This is a genomic window from Acinetobacter portensis (assembly GCF_023158935.1).
Classification (GTDB): domain Bacteria; phylum Pseudomonadota; class Gammaproteobacteria; order Pseudomonadales; family Moraxellaceae; genus Acinetobacter; species Acinetobacter faecalis.
Genome location: NZ_CP096120.1, coordinates 713,954 through 732,797, shown reverse-complemented (window position 1 = coordinate 732,797; position 18,844 = coordinate 713,954). Strand labels below are relative to the sequence as shown.

The window sequence follows — 18,844 nt, the reverse complement described above, 5'->3', positions numbered from 1 at the left end:
ATAATTATTATTTAAATTATTCATTATCCCTTCAATATCTTCATATATAATTACAATTAATTCATTTATAACTACGCCTTTCTCATGTTTAAGAAAATATTTTTTCAATTACATTGGTTTCTTGGAATAAGTGCTGGACTCATTCTCGCCCTTATGGGAGTTACAGGTGCAATTTACTCATACGAACAACAAATTCTAAAAGCAATCAACCAAGATAGCTATTTTGTTCAGGTTCCAAACTCAGAAAAACTTACACCTGCTCAAATTTTTCAACAGTTTAATCAAGAAAATCCTGACTCTAAAATAAATAGTATTACTGTTGCGAAAGATCCTACTGCATCATCTACAGTCAATATTGCAAAAGAAGGTGCTCGTCGCGGCGTAAATGTCATGATTAACCCGTATACAGCAGAAACATTACCTGCAATCAAAGGTCAAGAATTCTTTCAGTTTATACAACAATTACATCGAAATTTAACTGTTGGCCCTGTAGGTAAACAAATTACTGGTGCTTGTACACTTATTTTAATTTTCTTTGTGTTAAGTGGCTTATATTTACGTTGGCCAAAAAAGCACTCATTAAAGCAATGGTTTGCTGTTAAACCAAAGCTAAAAGGTCGCAATTTTATTTGGGATTTACATGCAGTTGTTGGTACTTGGGTGGTAATTTTCTATCTATTATTTGCATGTACAGGCTTATATTGGTCATACGATTGGTGGCGCAACGGCATGTTCAAAGTACTTGGTGTTGAACGCCCACAACCTCAAATGCAAGTAAATCAGCCTCGTCCTGAAACACCTGTAGCAGGGCAAAATCCACAAAGTGCTGAAACAAAGTCACCTAAAAATAGTCGTGATGGTTTAAGTCCTGAGCAAATCAATATTGCATTAACTCAAACTTGGAGTGGTTTTAATAACCAAATTGGTCGAGACTACTCCACTCTTACATTAACCATTCCAAAGAAACCAAATGGTGAAATGGAGTTAAGTTTTGTAGATGCCATTCCACAACATGAACGTGCACGCAATAAAGCCACATTTAACTATAAATCTTCAGAACTAAAAGATGTCGAAATATATGAAGATAAAAAGTTAAATGAAAAAATCATGAGTAGCATGTTACCTGTACATAGAGGCAGTTTCTTTGGTCCTGTGTATCAGTTCTTTGCAATGATTTCATCATTATTAATGCCATTATTCTTTGTTACAGGATGGATGCTTTACCTGAAACGTCGTAAGCAAAAGAAATTAACGCTTGCCGCACGTAATTCACAAGTTGGTTTCACCATAGATCCTAATGCAAAACCTTGGCTGATTGTATATGCATCACAAACAGGTGTTTCAGAACAACTTGCTTGGAGTACAGCAACAAGCTTACAAGAAGCACATCAACCTGTAACTGTAAAATCTGCACAGCAAATTACATTGCAAGATTTAGAAAATACAGAACAAGTTTTATTTGTTGCGAGTACTTATGGCACAGGTGAAGCACCTGATTTAGCATCAAGTTTTGTTAAAAAAATCTTGAATTCATCTGTAGATTTAAGCCATTTGAACTATGCTGTTTTAGCATTAGGTTCAAAAGAATATGCAGAAAGTTATTGTAGTTTTGGTCATGCGATTAATACATGGCTTAAAAACAATAAAGCGACAGCTCTTTTCGATGTGATTGAAGTTGATAACGCGAACAAAGATCATATTCAGCAATGGAATACAGCACTCGCTCAAGCAACGAAACTCGATTTACAACATGTATCTATTGATAAAACATTTGATCAATGGACACTTAAAAATCGTACATTACTAAATGCTAACAGTTTAGGCGCACCTGCATTTAGTATTGAGCTTACCCCTACTCACGATGCTATTTGGCAAGCAGGTGATATTGCTGAAATTCAACCAGGAAATAGCCCTAAACGAATTCAGCAATTTATGCTTAAACACCAAATTACTGAAAACCTTAAAGTTGATTCTTCTGGCATTCGAATTGAACAAGCATTGTTATATAAAGATTTAACACGTGAAATTGAACCATTTGCAAATTTGGATCATTTATTAGAACAACTTGTTGACTTACCAACGCGTGAATATTCAATTGCGAGCATTCCATCTCAGCAAGTTTTAAGACTCGTTGTGCGCCAGCAATCGGATAATCTTGCTCAACTTGGGCTTGGTTCAGGTTGGTTAACCGAATATTCTAAATTAAAGACCACTATCAATTTACGTATTCGCACCAATGAATCTTTCCATTTAATTGATGATAATAGACCGATTATTTGTATTGGTAATGGTACGGGCATTGCAGGCTTAATGAGCTTAATCCATTCACGTGTTCGTCAAGATTATTCTCAGAATTGGTTAATTTTCGGTGAACGTCAAATTCAATACGATTATTTCTTCCAAGAAACAATTGAAGCTTGGCAAAATATGGGGATGCTTCAGCGCTTAGATCTTGCATTCTCTAGAGATCAAGCTGAGAAAATTTACGTTCATCACAAACTCACTAAAAATGCTGATGCGCTTAAAAAATGGATAGCTGATGGTGCTGTCATTTATGTTTGCGGTAGTATTGATGGCATGGCTTCAGATGTAGATCGCACACTCAATGAAATTTTAGGTGAAAATACGCTAGATCAACTTCGTCAAGATGGTCGTTACAGACGCGATGTTTATTAACCTCATCTTTCACCAATGAAGTTGAATTATTAAATAATAAAAACCCGAGTTCTAGGACTCGGGTTTTTATTTGTCTGATTTAAATACGCATTAATTATTTAGTAATTAGATTCTAGATTAATGAAGTCTAATATTTCGAGGTAATGGCAAATCCAATTTCTCATAAAGATCTGGTCTAGATATATACAATTTATATAACGTTGACTTTAAATCTAATAACATTTTTTCAGGATTAACTTGAATATTTCGACCTTCAGGCGATAAATTCAATGAAAGAATATATTTTACTTCATTTAAATAAGGAATAATTTTTTCTAAAAATAATTTTAATGTGACTTTTTGGATTTTATAATTAGCCCAATCATCGCGCATTAACATACTTGCTAAATTTTTATGACTCCAAATAGCAAGGCTTTGCTGACCTGTATGCGTTGCACATAGCGCCCACCCTTCATTATATAAACCAAACACATAACCTTGAGTAATAATCGTGTCTAAAAAATTTAGATAATTATCTTGGATGCTAATATCAGATTGAGCTGTTGATTTGGGTTTACGGTAATGTGGATTTTTCATAATAAATATTGTTATTTAATTTGAGTTTTATAATATGTCTAATTTTTATTATTTTCAAATATATGGTGGGCGCTGACGGGATCGAACCGCCGACATTCTGCTTGTAAGGCAGACGCTCTACCAACTGAGCTAAGCGCCCTGAGGAATAAAAACAACAGTGTTGTTTTTATGACGCAAGAAAGAAACTTGCTTTAAACATACATTTTCCACTTCAGGGAATGAAAAATGGCGCAGCGGACGGGACTCGAACCCGCGACCCTCGGCGTGACAGGCCGATATTCTAACCAACTGAACTACCGCTGCATCGCTATACTTATTTCTAAGCATTTATCTTTTAAATAAATAAAAGATGGTGGGCGCTGACGGGATCGAACCGCCGACATTCTGCTTGTAAGGCAGACGCTCTACCAACTGAGCTAAGCGCCCTTATAGGGTCAAAAATTTTGATTTTAGGATGGCGCAGCGGACGGGACTCGAACCCGCGACCCTCGGCGTGACAGGCCGATATTCTAACCAACTGAACTACCGCTGCATCACAAAAATCTGGTGGGCGCTGACGGGATCGAACCGCCGACATTCTGCTTGTAAGGCAGACGCTCTACCAACTGAGCTAAGCGCCCTTTAAAAGTTTTATTACGTAAATGGCGCAGCGGACGGGACTCGAACCCGCGACCCTCGGCGTGACAGGCCGATATTCTAACCAACTGAACTACCGCTGCACTTACATAATATCGCTATTAAAGCACAAACAATTTATCAAGAAACTTAATATGGCGCAGCGGACGGGACTCGAACCCGCGACCCTCGGCGTGACAGGCCGATATTCTAACCAACTGAACTACCGCTGCATTAAGTATCTTAACTTTGAAAGAAGCTTGGTGGGCGCTGACGGGATCGAACCGCCGACATTCTGCTTGTAAGGCAGACGCTCTACCAACTGAGCTAAGCGCCCTTTCAAATCGACTTCATCGCTTGATGAGGTGCATTATAGAGAATCCTGACGGTGTGTCAAACGCTTTTGTAACTGTTTTCCACATTTTAAGTTTGAGTGATTAAAAAATAGGTTATTCGGTTCAAAAACAAGCAAATTCTGTATTTTTTCTAGAATTTAAGATTTGTCTTTAAATATTCACCCGTACTTTTTTTTAATAAAAACTCAAAGATCACTATATTTATTTCGTCTTTTTCTAAATATTCAGCAATTTTTTTTCTGAAATATAGACCAATGCTTTCTCTGAAATCAAATCAAATAGTTCAATAACATCTACATTTCGCATTCGAATACAACCATGTGACTTAGGAATGCCCATAGGTTCTGAATCTGGTGTTCCATGTATATAGATATAACGTTTGAATGTGTCATACCCCTCACCCAAATTAAAACCTTCCTCTAAACCACTCAGCCAAAGTATGCGAGATAAAATCCAATCTTTTTCTGGAAATGCTTCTGCTAAATCTTGGTTATAGATTTCTCCAGTTTCTTGTCGTGCAATAAAGACAGTATTTTCAGGTGTATTCTCACCTACCTTTAATGCAACTTCATGCCAACCTCTTGGAGTTTTACCTGAGTTTTCTTGTTCACCAATACCGTTCAATCCACTTGAAATCACATAAAATTTATTGTGCTTTGGTAAATATAAAATTTGTTCTTCTAAATCTATTAATATATCGGCTTGCTCTAAAGCATATTTCATTGCTCTACCTCATCTGCTTTAGCAAGTGGTTCTGGTCTTAACCATAGCCAAATTGCAACAATCAACATCGTAACATCTGTAAATATTTTAACGCCAAGTGGTGCACTCGTTAATAACATGAGTATTCCACTAATAAGCATCATAATACTTGCGAACCACTTTGCCTTTCTTGGCACAGTTCCATTTGCACGCCATGCTTTTAATGTCGCCCCATATTTAGGATGGTTTAATAACCAAGCATCCATTTGCGGCCAACCTTTTGATGCTGCCCAAGCTGCTAATATAAGAAAAACAGTTGTTGGCATACCTGGCAATAATGCCCCTATAAAGCCAAGTATTACGAAGATGATAACCAAACTTCGCCAAAACAACGTTCTCATAGATTTTTCCTACGTATATCATTTTTGTAGTATAAGTGGTTTTAAATGATTATCCGTTGCATTTCTGCACTTTTTAGCTTGGATTTAACATGCCCTACGCTCAAACATCATCATTCGTAGAACCTTGGCTAAAATATAAAACTCCGATTGTTCGTCAACTTGCATTTGCTCTTGCTAGTCCAAATATTTTATCTCGCATTCCTAATGAACTAAATATTCAACATTCTTTTAATCTTCACTCAAATGAACATTGGTTAGAACTTTATAACAATTATGAAAGTCGTTTAAATGCGCTTGATTTAGACAGTACAGAACTTGATATTTTTTTAGCAAAACTTAAAAGCACGCGCTTAGGTTTACGCTTTGAAATGTTTTTTTGGTTTTGGTTGCTAGACGATAAATATCATTTTTACAAATTATTAGCGCACAGTATTCAAATTATTGATGGACCAAAAACAGTTGGCGAACTCGACTTCCTCATCTTCAACAATAAAGAAAACCGTATTGAACATTGGGAAGTTGCGCTTAAATATTATTTAGCAGAAAAAGATTTATCACTGCCCTTTTGGTACGGCTTAAATAGAAGTGACACTTTCGCTAGAAAACTTAATCATTTTACTCAAAAGCAGTTTCAATTTAGTCATGCATTAGATTATGAAATTTCACACAAATTTGCGGTAATGAAAGGTCAATTATTTCTACCCGAACATTCAAAAAACAACTTACAACCGAATTGGATTAATACAAATAGACGTTTAGGAGTTTGGGGAACTTCTATTAAAGATTCGTCTCAAGATTTTTATAGATTAAGTCGGCAAGAATGGATTTGTCCTCATATAGAAAAAAGCAGTGAAACAGCGCTGTGGTGGACAGATGGTTTATATTTACAACCAGAAACTCAAAACTTTTATATGTATAGAAATGCAAATTTATTAAAGCTTTATTGATCGCAAAGCGAGCTACATTTGTTTACTTAAGCACCATAAAAAATCAACAATACTTTTCAGATTATTTTTTAATCTAATTAGGTAATAAAAATTTAACCTAAAGGTATGGAATACATTATGAAAAAAATCCTTGTTGCTTCAATCGCTCTTGCATTTGTTTTAACTGGTTGTAATACCGTAAAGGGTGTGGGTCAAGATGTTTCTAAAGCAGGTGATGCTGTAAGTAAAACAGCAGAAAAAACATCGCAAGAAATTCGTAATAATTAATTCGCTTTAATTATGCTGTACAGCCCTATCTTCGATAGGGTTTTTTTATGTGTAAAAATTCCACTTATGTTTCACTTTCGCCTATTATAGGAACACTTTTTTAATGTGTTTTTATTGGTATGACTCAGTCTGAAACTCTTGAGCTTAGCTTACAATTATTGCGCCAACCTTCGGTAACCCCTGTTGATCATACTTGCCAAGACATTATGGCAAAACGCTTAGAAAAAATTGGGTTCAATATTGAAAATATGCGTTTTGATGATGTTGATAATCTTTGGGCGCGTAAAGGTACAAAAGCTCCTGTATTTTGTTTTGCAGGTCATACCGATGTTGTACCTACAGGCAACTTAGATGCTTGGAACTCTGATCCATTTGTACCAGAAATCCGTGATGGGAAATTATATGGTCGTGGTAGTGCAGACATGAAAACTGCGCTTGCGGCAATGGTTGTTGCATCTGAACGCTTTGTCAAAAAACATCCTATTCATAAAGGTTCTATTGCATTTTTAATTACGTCAGATGAAGAAGGTCCATCAATTAACGGCACTGTTAAAGTGATTGAAACTTTAGAAGCACGTAATGAAAAAATGGATTGGTGTTTGGTTGGCGAACCATCTAGCACAAACAAACTTGGCGATATTGTTAAAAATGGTCGTCGTGGTTCTTTAAATGCCAATTTAACGGTTAAAGGCAAACAAGGTCATGTTGCATATCCGCACCTTGCGGTTAACCCAATTCACAGCTTTTCTAAAGCACTTGCTGAATTATGCGAAACAGTTTGGGACAACGGAAACGAATATTTCCCTGCAACAACTTTCCAAGTTTCAAATATTAACTCTGGTACAGGTGCAACAAATGTTGTTCCTGGTACATTAAATACGCTATTTAACTTCCGTTATTCAACAGAAGTAACTGCTGAAGAATTAAAAGCGCGTACATTAGAAATTTTAAATCGACATAATGTTGAATATGAAATTTCTTGGACGCTTTCAGGTTTACCATTTTTAACGCCTGTTGGTGAATTGGTAAATGCTGCAAAAAGTGCAATTTTAAATGTGACTGGCGTAGAAACTGAACTTTCTACCAGTGGTGGTACTTCAGATGGTCGTTTCATTGCTCCTACAGGCGCTCAGGTGCTTGAATTAGGTGTTTTGAATGCAACCATTCACCAAATTAACGAACATGTAAATGTCGATGATTTAGAGCCTCTTGCTGAAATTTATGAACAAATTTTAGAAAATTTATTGGCTTAATATTTTCACAAAATATTAAATATTTTTGAGACATAAAAAAGGAACTCCGCGGAGTTCCTTTTTATTTGTATTCAATTTAATAAGTAAATACTTATTTAATGCCAAGAGATAGCTGAATATTGGCAATATGCGGAATATGGTAGTCTTTATCGCCCATTTTCACATATTGGAAAATTGTAGTATCAGAATTTTCTCGCTCATCATCTACAATTTCAGAAATACGCAAACGTACTGTTTTAGGCATTTCATTGCACATTAATGCAAAACGCTGATCAATATCATCACCTTCAATAACCAAAGCAACGCCTAATGTTTTATCTGGATTACATACAGAATAAACAGGTAAGCTTAAATCATGCCAGTCAACAGTCTTCACTTTTGTAGGACTATCGAGTGCTGAAAGCACAATGTTTTGCGGAATCAACATTGGAGATTTATTGTGGCATTCAACAATATAGGCATCGATAAATCCCGTCGAAACGGTAATTAAATGATGTAATTCTTGCTGACTAATCTGATCAATCAGTGATGAACTTACTGAATTTTGACTCACTTAATCACCCCTGTTTTGCTGCCAGTAAAGTTTCAATATTCGCAAGTAGCTCTGCTTCTTGGAACGGTTTACCCATGTAGTTATTCACGCCTAAACTGAATGCACGCTCACGGTGTTTTTCACCTGTACGAGATGTAATCATAATAATAGGCAAGTCTTGGTGAAGATCATGATGTCGTACATGACTTGTTACCTCGAAACCATCCATACGTGGCATCTCAATATCAAGTAACATTAAATCTGGTTTCACATTTTCAAGTTGCTCAACCGCATCTACACCATCTTTTGCCGTTACAACATCGTAACCTTGACGCTCTAACAAACGTGTTGTTACCTTACGAACTGTTACTGAGTCATCGACAATCATCACTAAGTGACGTGCATCATTACGTTGAATATCACGTTGTTTCGTACTTACTTGTTGACGCTTCGTTGCTTGTACCTGACGAGCAATGCCTTGGCTATCTAGAATTAGACAAACATGACCATCACCCATAATCGTTGCGCCAGCAATTGCACCTACTTTAGAGAACTGTTGTCCAATTGGTTTCACTACAATTTGGCTACGTGAACCTACAAGTTGATCGACCAATAATCCAATCGTTTGCCCCGCACTACCTTTAATTAGAATAACAGGTAATGAATGTCCAACATTATTTAAACGTGGTACAGGCTGATTACTAATAAACTCTGAGATATAACGTAATTTATAGCTCTCATTGTCAATTTTGAAATAATCATCTTTACTATTGAAGTAAGTCTCAAGTGCAGCAGGTGCAATTCGAACAATACGTTCAATTTGTGCAAGTGGTAATGCAAATTGTTGATCGCCTGCTTTCACCATTAAGGCATCACTTACGGCTACCGTTGTAGGTACACGAATACTAAATGATGTGCCTTTACCTAATGTTGAATCTACAGTGACATGACCACCAAGTGCTTTAATTCCACTTTGTACAATGTCTAGACCAACACCACGTCCTGAAATTTGCGTAACTTCTTTAGCGGTACTAAAACCAGAATGGAAGATAAACTGTAAGATTTCTTGTTTATCTAACTCTTGGTCTTCAGTAATTAAGCCCTGTTTCAATGCTTTTGCTTTAATAACGTTATGGTCAATACCTTTACCATCATCGCTAAAAGTTACAATTACATCTGTACCTTGGCGGCTAATATTTAATTCAATAACACCAACTTCAGGCTTCTTCGCAATTAATCGATCTTCTGGATTTTCAATACCATGGTCAATTGCGTTACGAAGCATGTGTTCAAATGGCGTCACTAAACGCTCAAGCGTTGTACGGTCTAATTCGCCTTCCGTGTTGTGAACAACAAGTTCCGTTGGACGGTTTAGAGATGATGCTGTTTGACGCACAATACGTTGTAAACGTGGTAATAAGCGTGAGAAAGGTACCAAACGTGTACGCATCAAACTTTCTTGAATTTCAGATTGAATACGTGATTGTTGTAATAACAGACCTTCTGCACCACGAATTTTATCGGCTAAGGTATTTTTAAAATCGACCAAATCGGAAGTAGATTCGGCAAGTGATTTAGACAATTGGTTTAAAGATGAATATTGGTCCATCTCTAATGGGTCAAAGTCTTCATAGCGTGAATTTTCACTACCATGCTTCGCAAGAATTTGCGACTCAAGCTCACCTTCCATTCGACGTAACTGATCCGCTAAACGCTGAATCGCCTGTTCCATCTCATACAAAGTACCGTTGAATTGTCCCAATTCCATTTCAATACGTGAACGGTTAATTGAGTTTTCACCAGATAAATCAATCATCTTCTCGACTAAATCTGCCGAGATACGAATCATCTCATTACTGTTGTCATCTTGATTAACATCATCCCACTCACCCAGCATTGCAGGTGGTTCTGTACCATCACCTTGAATAAATTCGAAGCTTGCAGTGCTGTCAATTAAATCAACTTGTGCAATGCGTTCTGGTAATTGTGCTGTTACATCCACATATTCAATAGCCGTTAAACTTGCATTTAGACCATCGAAGTTTGTGTAATCTCGTTTAAAGATTGCTTGTTTTAACCACGCGACAGTTGTGAATAACAAGTTGTCATAAGCATTCGAGTTAAATTGATGGAATGCAAATTGCTCTAGCGTATTTTCGAGCTGATAAGAAATAACAGCAACTGGTTCTAACTCAATCATACGTGCACCGCCTTTTAAGCTATGTACGGCACGTTGTAATTGAAGTAAAACGCTACGATTACTTCTGTCATCAATCCATTGTTGAATTAAACTTTCAGTTGTTTCTAAAAGCTCTTCTGCTTCTTCAAGGAATGATTCCTCTGCAATTTCATGCAGACTTTGTTCTTCAGCATTTCTTTCAGTTTTTACTGAGTCAGTAAAATCAACATTCGAAATTTCTTGTTGAAGATTTTCAGCAGGTGCTAATTCTTCAGGCAAATCAAAAGAAAGCGTTTCGCTAGATTGGAATGATATTGTGTTTTCAATTTCATTTATTTCTACTGAAACTGCTGTTTCAGTACGATCTTGAAGTGTCTCAATTTCAATAACAGGCTGAACTTCTGCTTCAATCAATTCAGTGCTAGCCACTTCTTGACCTTGTGTAATTGCCACAATGTTTTGAAGGATATTCACTGTTTCAGTTGCAGGATAATCAATAGCATCATCACGAATTGCTTGAATACGATCTGAAACATCATCTTGAACCAAACGAATCACGCTAATTAATGCAGGCGAGGCTTTAAATTGATTATTAATTAATCGCTCATAAATACTTTCTAAGTTATGCGTAATTAAACCAATATTTTTTGCAGAAATCATATTTGCACCACCTTTTAAGGTATGCAAATAACGCATTAAATTGGTTAAAGATGTTTTATTTTCATGGTCTTTCGTCCATGTATCGACTTCCTGATCGATAGAACCTAAAAGCTCATCTGCTTCTTCAAGGAAAATATCAAGTAAATCTAAATCGAAATCACGGTTTGTAAGCTCTGAATCAACAGCCAATCGATCTGATGCAATACGCTGTGACAACTGTGCTAAATTAAAACCTGAGCCTTGTTCTGTTACTTGAACAGGTGCTGACTGAGTATCTAAAGTGCTAAGTTCCTGAGCTTTTTCTTCAACAGATTCAGCAGTTTCTAAAGCTGTACTTTCAGTTTCAAATTCAAGCGTATTTGATTCTTCAATTTGAAGTGATGGTTCTTCAATTGTTAATTCTGAAGTATCTGTATCAGCAAAACCAATAGCATCAACATTTAAATCAAGAGAAGCTTTTTGCTGTGGTTCAACAGAATCCGTTGCAAAGCTTTCAATATCTTGTTGAATAAATGCAGATAAGCTTTGAAGTGCGTTCAAGTCATCTTCGCTTAAAGTCACACGCTGACTTGATGCCAAACTATCGAATAAATAAATTAATTTTTGATGAACTATATTAAATACATCATAAGCATAATCTGAATTTAATAGCTGTGGCTTTTCTAACAAAGCATCGTAAGCAGCTTTCAGCTCTTTACTGAGGTGATGAATACTTTCAGCAGCTTTAACTTGCGTACCTTCTACTAAAAGTTGTGCTTGAGCACTTAATTGACGTAAGTACTGCTGATCATTTGCTAATTGGTCAAACTCAAACTCCGCATCAAGCAAGCGATCGATATTCAAATCCATCAACTTAGTGACAATACCTTGCGTGTTTTCGGTGACTTCAGCATGTTGTCCAGCAAACTCAAATTGATTCCAATTTTCTAGAAATTCATCAAAAATTGACTGCAAGTTGTCACGTGATGCAGATTGTTTTAATTGCTCAAGATAGTTTTGAATAAACTCTGAATATTGCAACAAAGCAGACAGTTCTTGGTAAGTAACGTCTAAGCCTTCTTCTACCAGTGTTTTAAACAAATGTTCAAGTTTGGTACTTGCATCAAAAATATGGTCTAAATCGACCATAGTCGAGCTACCGCGCAAAGTATGTAATGCACGAATTAAATTGTTGTACTCTTTTTCAGTCACATTTTCACTGCTTAAAAAAGAGCGAATAACACTAAGGTGTTCTTCTGCTTCTTCCACAAAAATTTCAATTGTTTCTGCAAGCAATGTACTTTGCTCAATGTCAGCAATTGCTGATTCTGAAGTCGTTACAGATTTTTCAACCTGCTCATTCGCTTCATGTAGAAAATCAACTGCTTCAATTGTATCTTGAATAGGTTCAAACGCAGCTTCTTGTGAAACTGGCTCAACCATTTCAAAGTTTTCAATATTTAAACCATCAACAACTGCTTCTTGTAACTCAATCTCAAGACCTGTAGATGAGTTTTCATCTTCAAGTGTATTGGCTAATAGCAATACATCTTCTAAAGCAGGCTCTAAGCTTAGCTGTTGTTGTAAGTACAGCCCAATCAACACTAAAGGTCTTAAATCGATAGCTGTTGGTTGAACATTTTTGAATAACGGATAAAGCTTAAATTTATAAATTTTATAAACAGTCGCAACAAATTGCTCAATTTGAGTTGTTGGCTGAATTGCGCCTGCTAAAATACGGTTTAAAAGGTCTTCAACTGCCCATGCAACTTCACCAGCAGAACGCGCGCCAACCATACGTCCAGAACCTTTTAAAGTGTGGAAATGACGACGTATTGTTTTAAGTACTTCAGTATCTGTTGAATTTGCCAACCACGATTCAAGCAACGGCTCTAACTCTTCGAAGATTTCTTCTATTTCTTCGACGAAAATTTCTAGAATTTCTTCATCTTGCTCAAGATAACTATCTTCAGGAAGCGTTGTAGATTCAACTAAATTTTTTAATATTTCTTTCATAGCTAAGGCTTCTTACGTTATCCGCACCGAAAGGCACTTAAACTGAATCTGGAATAAAGATGCACTCCTTTATGAAGGAAAATGCATCGTTACAAATTTCTGAATGGGTGTATCCATTTCTAAAAATAGATACACCGTCCCCAAGCTGTTAAGCCTTATTCAGGTAATTTAAAGTCAGTTACAGATTCACGTAATGATTCTGCCATACCTGCAAGCTCAGATACCGAACGTGCTGTATCAAATGTAGCACCTGTAGTTTGCGATGTAATTTCCTGTACAACGTTCATCGTTGTTGCAATATGACTTGCAGATGCAGACTGAAGTTTCGCAGCATCAGAAATGTTCGCAATCAGTTTTGCCAAGTTATTCGATACTGTTTGAATTTCATCTAAGGCAACACCCGCATCCTTAGATAAGTTCGCACCACGTACAACCTCTGAAGTCGTTTGTTCCATTGAAATAACGGCTTCGTTTGTATCCGTTTGAATCGTTTTAACCAGTGTTTCAATCTGTTTAGTCGCAGATGCTGAACGCTCAGCTAGACGCTGTACTTCGTCGGCAACCACGGCGAAACCACGACCGGCCTCACCCGCCATAGATGCTTGAATTGCTGCGTTTAATGCCAAGATGTTCGTTTGGTCTGCAATATCGTTAATAAGTGCAACGATGTTACCAATTTCTTGTGAAGATTCACCCAAACGCTTAATACGTTTAGACGTTTCTTGGATCTGTTCACGAATGATATCCATACCATCAATAGAACGGTTTACAACTTCCGCACCGTTAGATGCAATTTGTACAGAACGTTCCGCAACCGTAGCAGATTCTTCAGCGTTTGAAGATACTTGGTCAATTGACAGTGCCATTTCGTTAATTGCCGCAGACGCGCCTGCAATTTCTTGTGCCTGATGCTCAGATGCTTCCGCTAACTGGTTCGTAATACCCTGCGTGTTCGCAGTATATTGTGCAATTTCTTGGGAAGTTTCGTTAATACGTGATACAAGGTCACGTAATTGGTCAATTGCGAAGTTAATAGAATCGGCAATTGCCCCCGTAAAGTCTTCGGATACTGTTGCGTATGAACGTAAGTCACCGTCCGCTAAGTCGGCAATCTCATCAAGTAAACGTAAAATCGCATTTTGGTTACGGTCATACTCATCTTGTAAGCGTGTTACACGTTGCTTATCTGCATCACCACGAAGAGTAAGTAATTTATAAACAACTACTAAGAATGCAATAAGTGCCAAAATTAAAACAATTGCTGGAACAACAATGTATAAACCAGAACCACTAGAAACTTGGTTTAAGTTTTTCAATAGTTCATCAGATTTTGCAAAAATTTCAGAAGATGCTTTTCGAACTTGTACAATTTGTTCTGAGTTTTTCAGTACAACAGCAGCAGCAGATTTCAAGACATTTTCATAATCTGCTTGAATACTTTCAAGTGAAGCACGTAAATCTGCATTTTCAATACGTTGTACGCCAAGTTCAGCACTACCATTTAATTGTGCATTTAAGTACAAACCAAATGTCTCTGTATCTACGCTGAAGTCATCCGCTGTTTCACGTGAGTTTTCAACACCAACCAATACAGAACTGATTGAACGTAAAATACGCTCTGCAAGGAATACTTGGTTTTTAGCAATAATTACCTGAGTACTAGACAAATTTTGACGTGCCATTTGGTCAACCATCAAGTTATATTCTGCCTGAATACCAGGAATCGCTTCGCCAATTGCAATATTTGTATCATATAAAGTATTAATGAATTTTTGTTGTGAAACAATCAAATCAATATTTTTAGATACTTTTGCCCAATCATTTTCAACAGCTTGAAGTTCTGCTGAAGATGAATTACCGCTTTTTACAACATCTAAGTTACGATTGAACTCAGCCTGCAAGCTTTTTAACTTATCAATTGACTCTTTTGTACCAGAGGCAGTTGCTTCAGTCGCTTGACGAGATACCGTTTGAGATAATAAACGTAAATCACCCAAGCTTTGAGTTAAGCTATTTGAATGGGGAACTGTATAGAACAATGATAAAAGACTGAGTGTAGCAATTAAAAGAGCAGCTACAGCGGCTATAAGTAATGGTTTTGATTTATCAGTGTCACCAAATACACGTGCGTACTGATCAATTTGCGGTTGAAGTTTTTTTGCCAGTGCCGATTCTTTTTTTGGACTGACTTCACCCGTATTTTTCTTTTTAAACTTAAAGCCCATTCAGCTTTCCCCCGATTACAAATCTTGCCCTTTCAAAGAAGGTGAGATTGTTAATTTTAAAAATTTATTGATGCATTCAGATACTTAGGATTCTTTAATAATTGACTAAATAAGAAAACGTTCCACTGCTGATTATGTTGTTGAAAATAACCCTGACAGTATTCTTGTAAATTTTTATCCAAACTTGGATGTTTAGAAAAAAAGCTTTTCTTATTAAAGTGCTGAATCCCCAAAACCTGATCTACAACTAAACCGACATAATGATCATTATGGCTAATGCACATCACTTTTTGAGTGCGTGTATTTTGACTTTTTTGACCTGAAATATAATGCGCTAAGTCTGAAACTGACAACAAACGCCCACGAATATTCGAAAGTCCAACTACCCAAGGTTGAGTATTTGGCACATATGTATATTTTGGTGGATAAATAACTTCAGATACTTCCCCTAATGGAGCAACAAAATATTGCCCCATCATTTCAAAAGCAATGCCAGACCATCGGTTTACTTCGTTTTCAGTTGAAGCGTAGTTTTTATTGCCACGCTTGGACAACCGAAGTAATTCGATAAATCCATTCGCTGCCATATTTTAACCTGCGTTCAGTTGTTGTTTAATCACTTCGATCAGCTGGTTTTCATCTACTGGCTTAGTTAAATAATCACTTGCCCCCTGACGTTTACCCCAAACACGGTCAGTTGCTTGATCTTTTGTACTTACAATAACAATTGGAATATGCTTTGTTGTCGCACCACGCGAAATTTGACGTGTTGCTTGGAAACCATTTACACCTGGCATAACAACATCCATTAAAACCAAATCTGGCAATTCAGCTTGTGCAACAGTTACACCATCTGCGCCATTTGCAGCTTCTAGCACATCATAGCCATGCTTAGTTAAGATTTCTCTAAAACGAAAAGTTTCCGTTGGTGAGTCATCCACAATTAAAATACGAGCCATAGTTTTCCCCAATAACAGCCATTTATCTTATGCAGAAACGTGATTACGGATCGCGTTTAGCAATTCATCCTTGCTAAATGGTTTAGTCAAATATTCATCTGAACCCACAACACGACCTTTAGCCTGATCAAATAAGCCATCTTTACTTGACAACATAATGACAGGAGTATTTTGATAGTTTTGAGAGTTTTTGATGAGTGCACATGTTTGATAGCCATCTAAACGAGGCATCATAATATCAACAAATACAATATCCGGATTTGCATCAGCAATTTTGGACAATGCTTCAAACCCATCTACCGCAGTGACAACTTCATAACCTTCGCGTTGCAATAATGTTTCTGCAGTTCGGCGAATAGTTTTTGAATCATCAATCACCATAACTTTAAGATTTTGGTGTTTATCGTCCATTTAACTGACCCTTCTCATTTTGGATAAGCGATTTATTTGTAATTCAATACAGATTGTAGGTATTTTTAACATATCTTCACTTGAACTTTCAATGAACATATTTCTTACAAATATGCATTTTTAGCAATAATACACAAACAGCTTCACACTTTATAAGAATCAACGATTTTTTTTTGAGTGATATAAAGTTAATATAGATGAAACTATTCTAAAATCACTTCATTATTACTTTAAAATAAGTAATTTAGTCAACTTTATCTTGGGGAAAAAAGTGAACTGGAACGTGCAGAATCCTGAACTAGGAATAAGTGAATATCATCTAAGAATAAGAAAAGTTATTCTACTGATGTTACTTTGCTTATACCCAATTGTAAGTTATGCAAACAACACGACAAAAGCTACTTGGTATCGTTATTACGATAGTCGTGGAATTGCCAATATTAGCTCGACTGTCACTCCTGCGCACATTCGTCATGGCTATGAAGCACTCGACAAAAATATGCAGGTGATTAAGCGAAATAAAGCTTATAGTGTTGAAGCTGACTTAAAACAAGCTCCACAACGTGAAGCCCAAGCAAAGCGACTAGAAAACGACCAAAAACTTAAAAAAGCGTATAACAATAGTAAAGTTGCTACACAAAAACGAGATATTGCTTTAAAAGCAATTCAAAAACAAATTGACTTCCAACAAGCTCAATTAAAACAATTACAAACCGATCGTGTTCAATTTAAACGTGAAGAAATGGAATATACACGTAAAGGTAAAGCAGTCCCTGAAAACTTAAAAAAGAGTCTGTCTTATAACCTGAGCAACTTGAACTCATTAAAACAAAATATTCAATCTTTACAAGTGACTTATTTCAATACACAAACCGAATACGACAAAATTATTGCACGACTCAAAGTAATTGAATAAATTGAACTTTCACATACTCCTATAATCAGGATAAAGTCATGCATTTAAAGGCAACATTATTAACAACACATTTATCTATGTCTATTCGTATGACAACACTATGTGTATGTATTGCCTTAAGTGCTTGCAGTAAAGATACGCCTAATCAAGCTTTGCCTGAAAACAATAAAATTGAATTAATTCAAGCAGATCTTATTCAATTTAAAAATGGTAATGCTGTAGAAAAAACAGCCTTTACAGGTACAATTCGCGCAGTAAATCAAAGTAGTATTCAAGCACAAGTGACTGCAACAGCAACAACAGTGAATACTGAAGTGGGTCAAAGTGTTTCAAAAGGACAAGTACTTGTTCGCCTTAATAACCAAGATAATGCAGCACGACTTGCACAAGCCCAAGCAAATTTAAATTCTGCACAAGCACAAGCCAATCAAGCAAAAAACATGATGCAACGCAAAAAGCGTTTGTTAGATCAGGGCTTTATTTCCAAAGTAGAATTTGAACAAAGTGAACTTGATTATAAAAGCCAATTGGAAAATGCTCGCGCGCAACAAGCCAATGTCAATATCGCTCAAAAAGCCAATCAAGATGGCGTTATTACAAGTCCTATTAATGGCGTTATTACAAAACGCCAAATCGAACCTGGGCAAACCGTTGCAGCAGGACAAACCATTTTTGAGATTGTTGATATAAACGAATTAGAACTTCAGGCAAAAATTCCAAGCGATGCTCAATCTGCTTTAAAAATTGGTCAAGAAGTCGAATTTAATATTCAAGGTAATTCACAAAAGCTTTCTGCTGTTATTTCTAGAATTTCTCCAATTGCAGATTTAAACAGCCGTCAAATTGAGTTTTTTGCAAAACCAAACAGTGCTATCAACTCTTTAAGTATTGGTGCATTTGTGGATGGCAATATTTTATCTGCACAGCAAATTTCAGGACAAATTATTCCGCTTGATAGCATTGTGAATGCAACTACTCAGCCTTATGTATGGGTTGTTCGTCAAAATAAAATTGCCAAAGTGAACATTCAAATTTTAGAACAACGCTACAGCGACAATTCTGCAATTGTTTCAGGTTTACAATCCAACGATGTCATTAGCCGAATTAAATTTACAGATCAGGACATCCACAAAGACGTGATCATTAGTAAAAACTAAAAATTAGGATACTTATT

General features: G+C 36.4%; 15 protein-coding genes and 8 tRNA genes. 6 read left to right on the top strand and 17 right to left on the bottom strand.

The features are described from left to right. Positions 1-84: 84 nt before the first annotated feature. The gene (locus MZO21_RS03780; protein ID WP_154772838.1) at positions 85-2,676 is read left to right on the top strand and encodes a PepSY domain-containing protein; all 2,592 of its coding nucleotides are present in this window, start codon (positions 85-87) and stop codon (positions 2,674-2,676) included. A 117-nt stretch (positions 2,677-2,793) separates the two neighbouring features. On the opposite strand, the gene MZO21_RS03775 is transcribed toward MZO21_RS03780, so the two are convergent. From MZO21_RS03775 to MZO21_RS03725, 11 genes are all read right to left on the bottom strand, one after another. Further along, positions 2,794-3,252: a DUF2750 domain-containing protein gene (locus MZO21_RS03775; RefSeq protein WP_154772839.1), complete on the bottom strand. Its 459-nt coding sequence runs from the start codon at positions 3,250-3,252 to the stop codon at positions 2,794-2,796. 63 nt (positions 3,253-3,315) lie between these two features. Continuing rightward, a tRNA-Val gene (locus MZO21_RS03770) sits at positions 3,316-3,391 on the bottom strand. Positions 3,392-3,478: 87 nt separating this feature from the next. Further along, positions 3,479-3,555: transfer RNA gene (locus MZO21_RS03765), tRNA-Asp, on the bottom strand. A gap of 47 nt (positions 3,556-3,602) precedes the next feature. Next, a tRNA-Val gene (locus tag MZO21_RS03760) sits at positions 3,603-3,678 on the bottom strand. 29 nt (positions 3,679-3,707) lie between these two features. Then, positions 3,708-3,784, bottom strand: a tRNA-Asp gene (locus MZO21_RS03755). A gap of 12 nt (positions 3,785-3,796) precedes the next feature. Continuing rightward, positions 3,797-3,872, bottom strand: a tRNA-Val gene (locus MZO21_RS03750). Between the two features lie 22 nt (positions 3,873-3,894). Next, a tRNA-Asp gene (locus MZO21_RS03745) sits at positions 3,895-3,971 on the bottom strand. 52 nt (positions 3,972-4,023) lie between these two features. After that, positions 4,024-4,100, bottom strand: a tRNA-Asp gene (locus MZO21_RS03740). Between the two features lie 28 nt (positions 4,101-4,128). Next, a tRNA-Val gene (locus MZO21_RS03735) sits at positions 4,129-4,204 on the bottom strand. Positions 4,205-4,439: 235 nt separating this feature from the next. Beyond that, a complete protein-coding gene (gene elsL, locus MZO21_RS03730) occupies positions 4,440-4,946 on the bottom strand; it encodes a cell wall-recycling L,D-carboxypeptidase ElsL (RefSeq protein ID WP_248103121.1) in 507 nt (168 codons plus the stop codon). Further along, on the bottom strand, positions 4,943-5,326 hold the full coding sequence (locus MZO21_RS03725; RefSeq protein ID WP_248103124.1) for a YbaN family protein: 384 nt from the start codon (positions 5,324-5,326) through the stop codon (positions 4,943-4,945). The genes elsL and MZO21_RS03725 overlap by 4 nt, the downstream gene beginning before the upstream one ends. Before the next feature lie 89 nt (positions 5,327-5,415). On the opposite strand from MZO21_RS03725, the gene MZO21_RS03720 reads away from it, so the two are divergent. The 3 genes from MZO21_RS03720 (at position 5,416) to dapE (ending at position 7,793) form a co-directional block, all read left to right on the top strand. Beyond that, positions 5,416-6,273, top strand: coding sequence for a DUF1853 family protein (locus tag MZO21_RS03720; protein ID WP_248103127.1), 858 nt, complete (start codon positions 5,416-5,418; stop codon positions 6,271-6,273). A 117-nt stretch (positions 6,274-6,390) separates the two neighbouring features. Then, positions 6,391-6,540 carry an entericidin A/B family lipoprotein gene (locus MZO21_RS03715; RefSeq protein WP_154772843.1) on the top strand — a complete coding sequence of 50 codons (150 nt, stop codon included), beginning with the start codon at positions 6,391-6,393 and terminating at the stop codon, positions 6,538-6,540. 119 nt (positions 6,541-6,659) lie between these two features. Next, the gene (dapE, locus tag MZO21_RS03710) at positions 6,660-7,793 is read left to right on the top strand and encodes a succinyl-diaminopimelate desuccinylase (RefSeq protein ID WP_248103130.1); all 1,134 of its coding nucleotides are present in this window, start codon (positions 6,660-6,662) and stop codon (positions 7,791-7,793) included. Positions 7,794-7,884: 91 nt separating this feature from the next. On the opposite strand, the gene MZO21_RS03705 is transcribed toward dapE, so the two are convergent. The 6 genes from MZO21_RS03705 to pilG form a co-directional block, all read right to left on the bottom strand. Beyond that, positions 7,885-8,346, bottom strand: a complete 462-nt coding sequence (locus MZO21_RS03705) for a hypothetical protein (protein ID WP_248103133.1) — start codon at positions 8,344-8,346, stop codon at positions 7,885-7,887. Positions 8,347-8,350: 4 nt separating this feature from the next. After that, positions 8,351-13,159 carry an Hpt domain-containing protein gene (locus MZO21_RS03700; protein ID WP_248103136.1) on the bottom strand — a complete coding sequence of 1,603 codons (4,809 nt, stop codon included), beginning with the start codon at positions 13,157-13,159 and terminating at the stop codon, positions 8,351-8,353. A 155-nt stretch (positions 13,160-13,314) separates the two neighbouring features. Continuing rightward, complete coding sequence (locus MZO21_RS03695; RefSeq protein WP_154772846.1) at positions 13,315-15,384, bottom strand: methyl-accepting chemotaxis protein; 2,070 nt, start codon at positions 15,382-15,384, stop codon at positions 13,315-13,317. Between the two features lie 56 nt (positions 15,385-15,440). Continuing rightward, entirely contained in the window at positions 15,441-15,971 is a 531-nt protein-coding gene (locus MZO21_RS03690; protein WP_154772847.1) for a chemotaxis protein CheW, read from the bottom strand. A gap of 3 nt (positions 15,972-15,974) precedes the next feature. Beyond that, positions 15,975-16,343: a response regulator gene (locus MZO21_RS03685; protein WP_154772848.1), complete on the bottom strand. Its 369-nt coding sequence runs from the start codon at positions 16,341-16,343 to the stop codon at positions 15,975-15,977. Between the two features lie 27 nt (positions 16,344-16,370). Beyond that, the gene (pilG, locus tag MZO21_RS03680) at positions 16,371-16,754 is read right to left on the bottom strand and encodes a twitching motility response regulator PilG (protein ID WP_154772849.1); all 384 of its coding nucleotides are present in this window, start codon (positions 16,752-16,754) and stop codon (positions 16,371-16,373) included. Between the two features lie 346 nt (positions 16,755-17,100). Between pilG and MZO21_RS03675 the strand changes: the two genes are divergently transcribed. Then, positions 17,101-17,670: a hypothetical protein gene (locus MZO21_RS03675; RefSeq protein WP_154772863.1), complete on the top strand. Its 570-nt coding sequence runs from the start codon at positions 17,101-17,103 to the stop codon at positions 17,668-17,670. Between the two features lie 38 nt (positions 17,671-17,708). Then, the gene (locus MZO21_RS03670; protein ID WP_248103139.1) at positions 17,709-18,827 is read left to right on the top strand and encodes an efflux RND transporter periplasmic adaptor subunit; all 1,119 of its coding nucleotides are present in this window, start codon (positions 17,709-17,711) and stop codon (positions 18,825-18,827) included. The last annotated feature ends 17 nt before the right edge of the window (positions 18,828-18,844 follow it).

Excerpts from the sequence above, each read along its gene's own strand:
- MZO21_RS03685 (WP_154772848.1), bottom strand. The coding sequence starts at position 16,343 with ATGGCTCGTATTTTAATTGTGGATGACTCACCAACGGAAACTTTTCGT.
- MZO21_RS03720 (WP_248103127.1), top strand. The coding sequence starts at position 5,416 with ATGCCCTACGCTCAAACATCATCATTCGTAGAACCTTGGCTAAAATAT.
- MZO21_RS03725 (WP_248103124.1), bottom strand. The coding sequence starts at position 5,326 with ATGAGAACGTTGTTTTGGCGAAGTTTGGTTATCATCTTCGTAATACTT.
- MZO21_RS03675 (WP_154772863.1), top strand. The coding sequence starts at position 17,101 with ATGTTACTTTGCTTATACCCAATTGTAAGTTATGCAAACAACACGACA.
- MZO21_RS03695 (WP_154772846.1), bottom strand. The coding sequence starts at position 15,384 with ATGGGCTTTAAGTTTAAAAAGAAAAATACGGGTGAAGTCAGTCCAAAA.
- MZO21_RS03780 (WP_154772838.1), top strand. The coding sequence starts at position 85 with ATGTTTAAGAAAATATTTTTTCAATTACATTGGTTTCTTGGAATAAGT.
- MZO21_RS03690 (WP_154772847.1), bottom strand. The coding sequence starts at position 15,971 with ATGGCAGCGAATGGATTTATCGAATTACTTCGGTTGTCCAAGCGTGGC.
- elsL (WP_248103121.1), bottom strand. The coding sequence starts at position 4,946 with ATGAAATATGCTTTAGAGCAAGCCGATATATTAATAGATTTAGAAGAA.
- pilG (WP_154772849.1), bottom strand. The coding sequence starts at position 16,754 with ATGGACGATAAACACCAAAATCTTAAAGTTATGGTGATTGATGATTCA.
- MZO21_RS03670 (WP_248103139.1), top strand. The coding sequence starts at position 17,709 with ATGCATTTAAAGGCAACATTATTAACAACACATTTATCTATGTCTATT.
- MZO21_RS03715 (WP_154772843.1), top strand. The coding sequence starts at position 6,391 with ATGAAAAAAATCCTTGTTGCTTCAATCGCTCTTGCATTTGTTTTAACT.
- dapE (WP_248103130.1), top strand. The coding sequence starts at position 6,660 with ATGACTCAGTCTGAAACTCTTGAGCTTAGCTTACAATTATTGCGCCAA.
- MZO21_RS03700 (WP_248103136.1), bottom strand. The coding sequence starts at position 13,159 with ATGAAAGAAATATTAAAAAATTTAGTTGAATCTACAACGCTTCCTGAA.
- MZO21_RS03775 (WP_154772839.1), bottom strand. The coding sequence starts at position 3,252 with ATGAAAAATCCACATTACCGTAAACCCAAATCAACAGCTCAATCTGAT.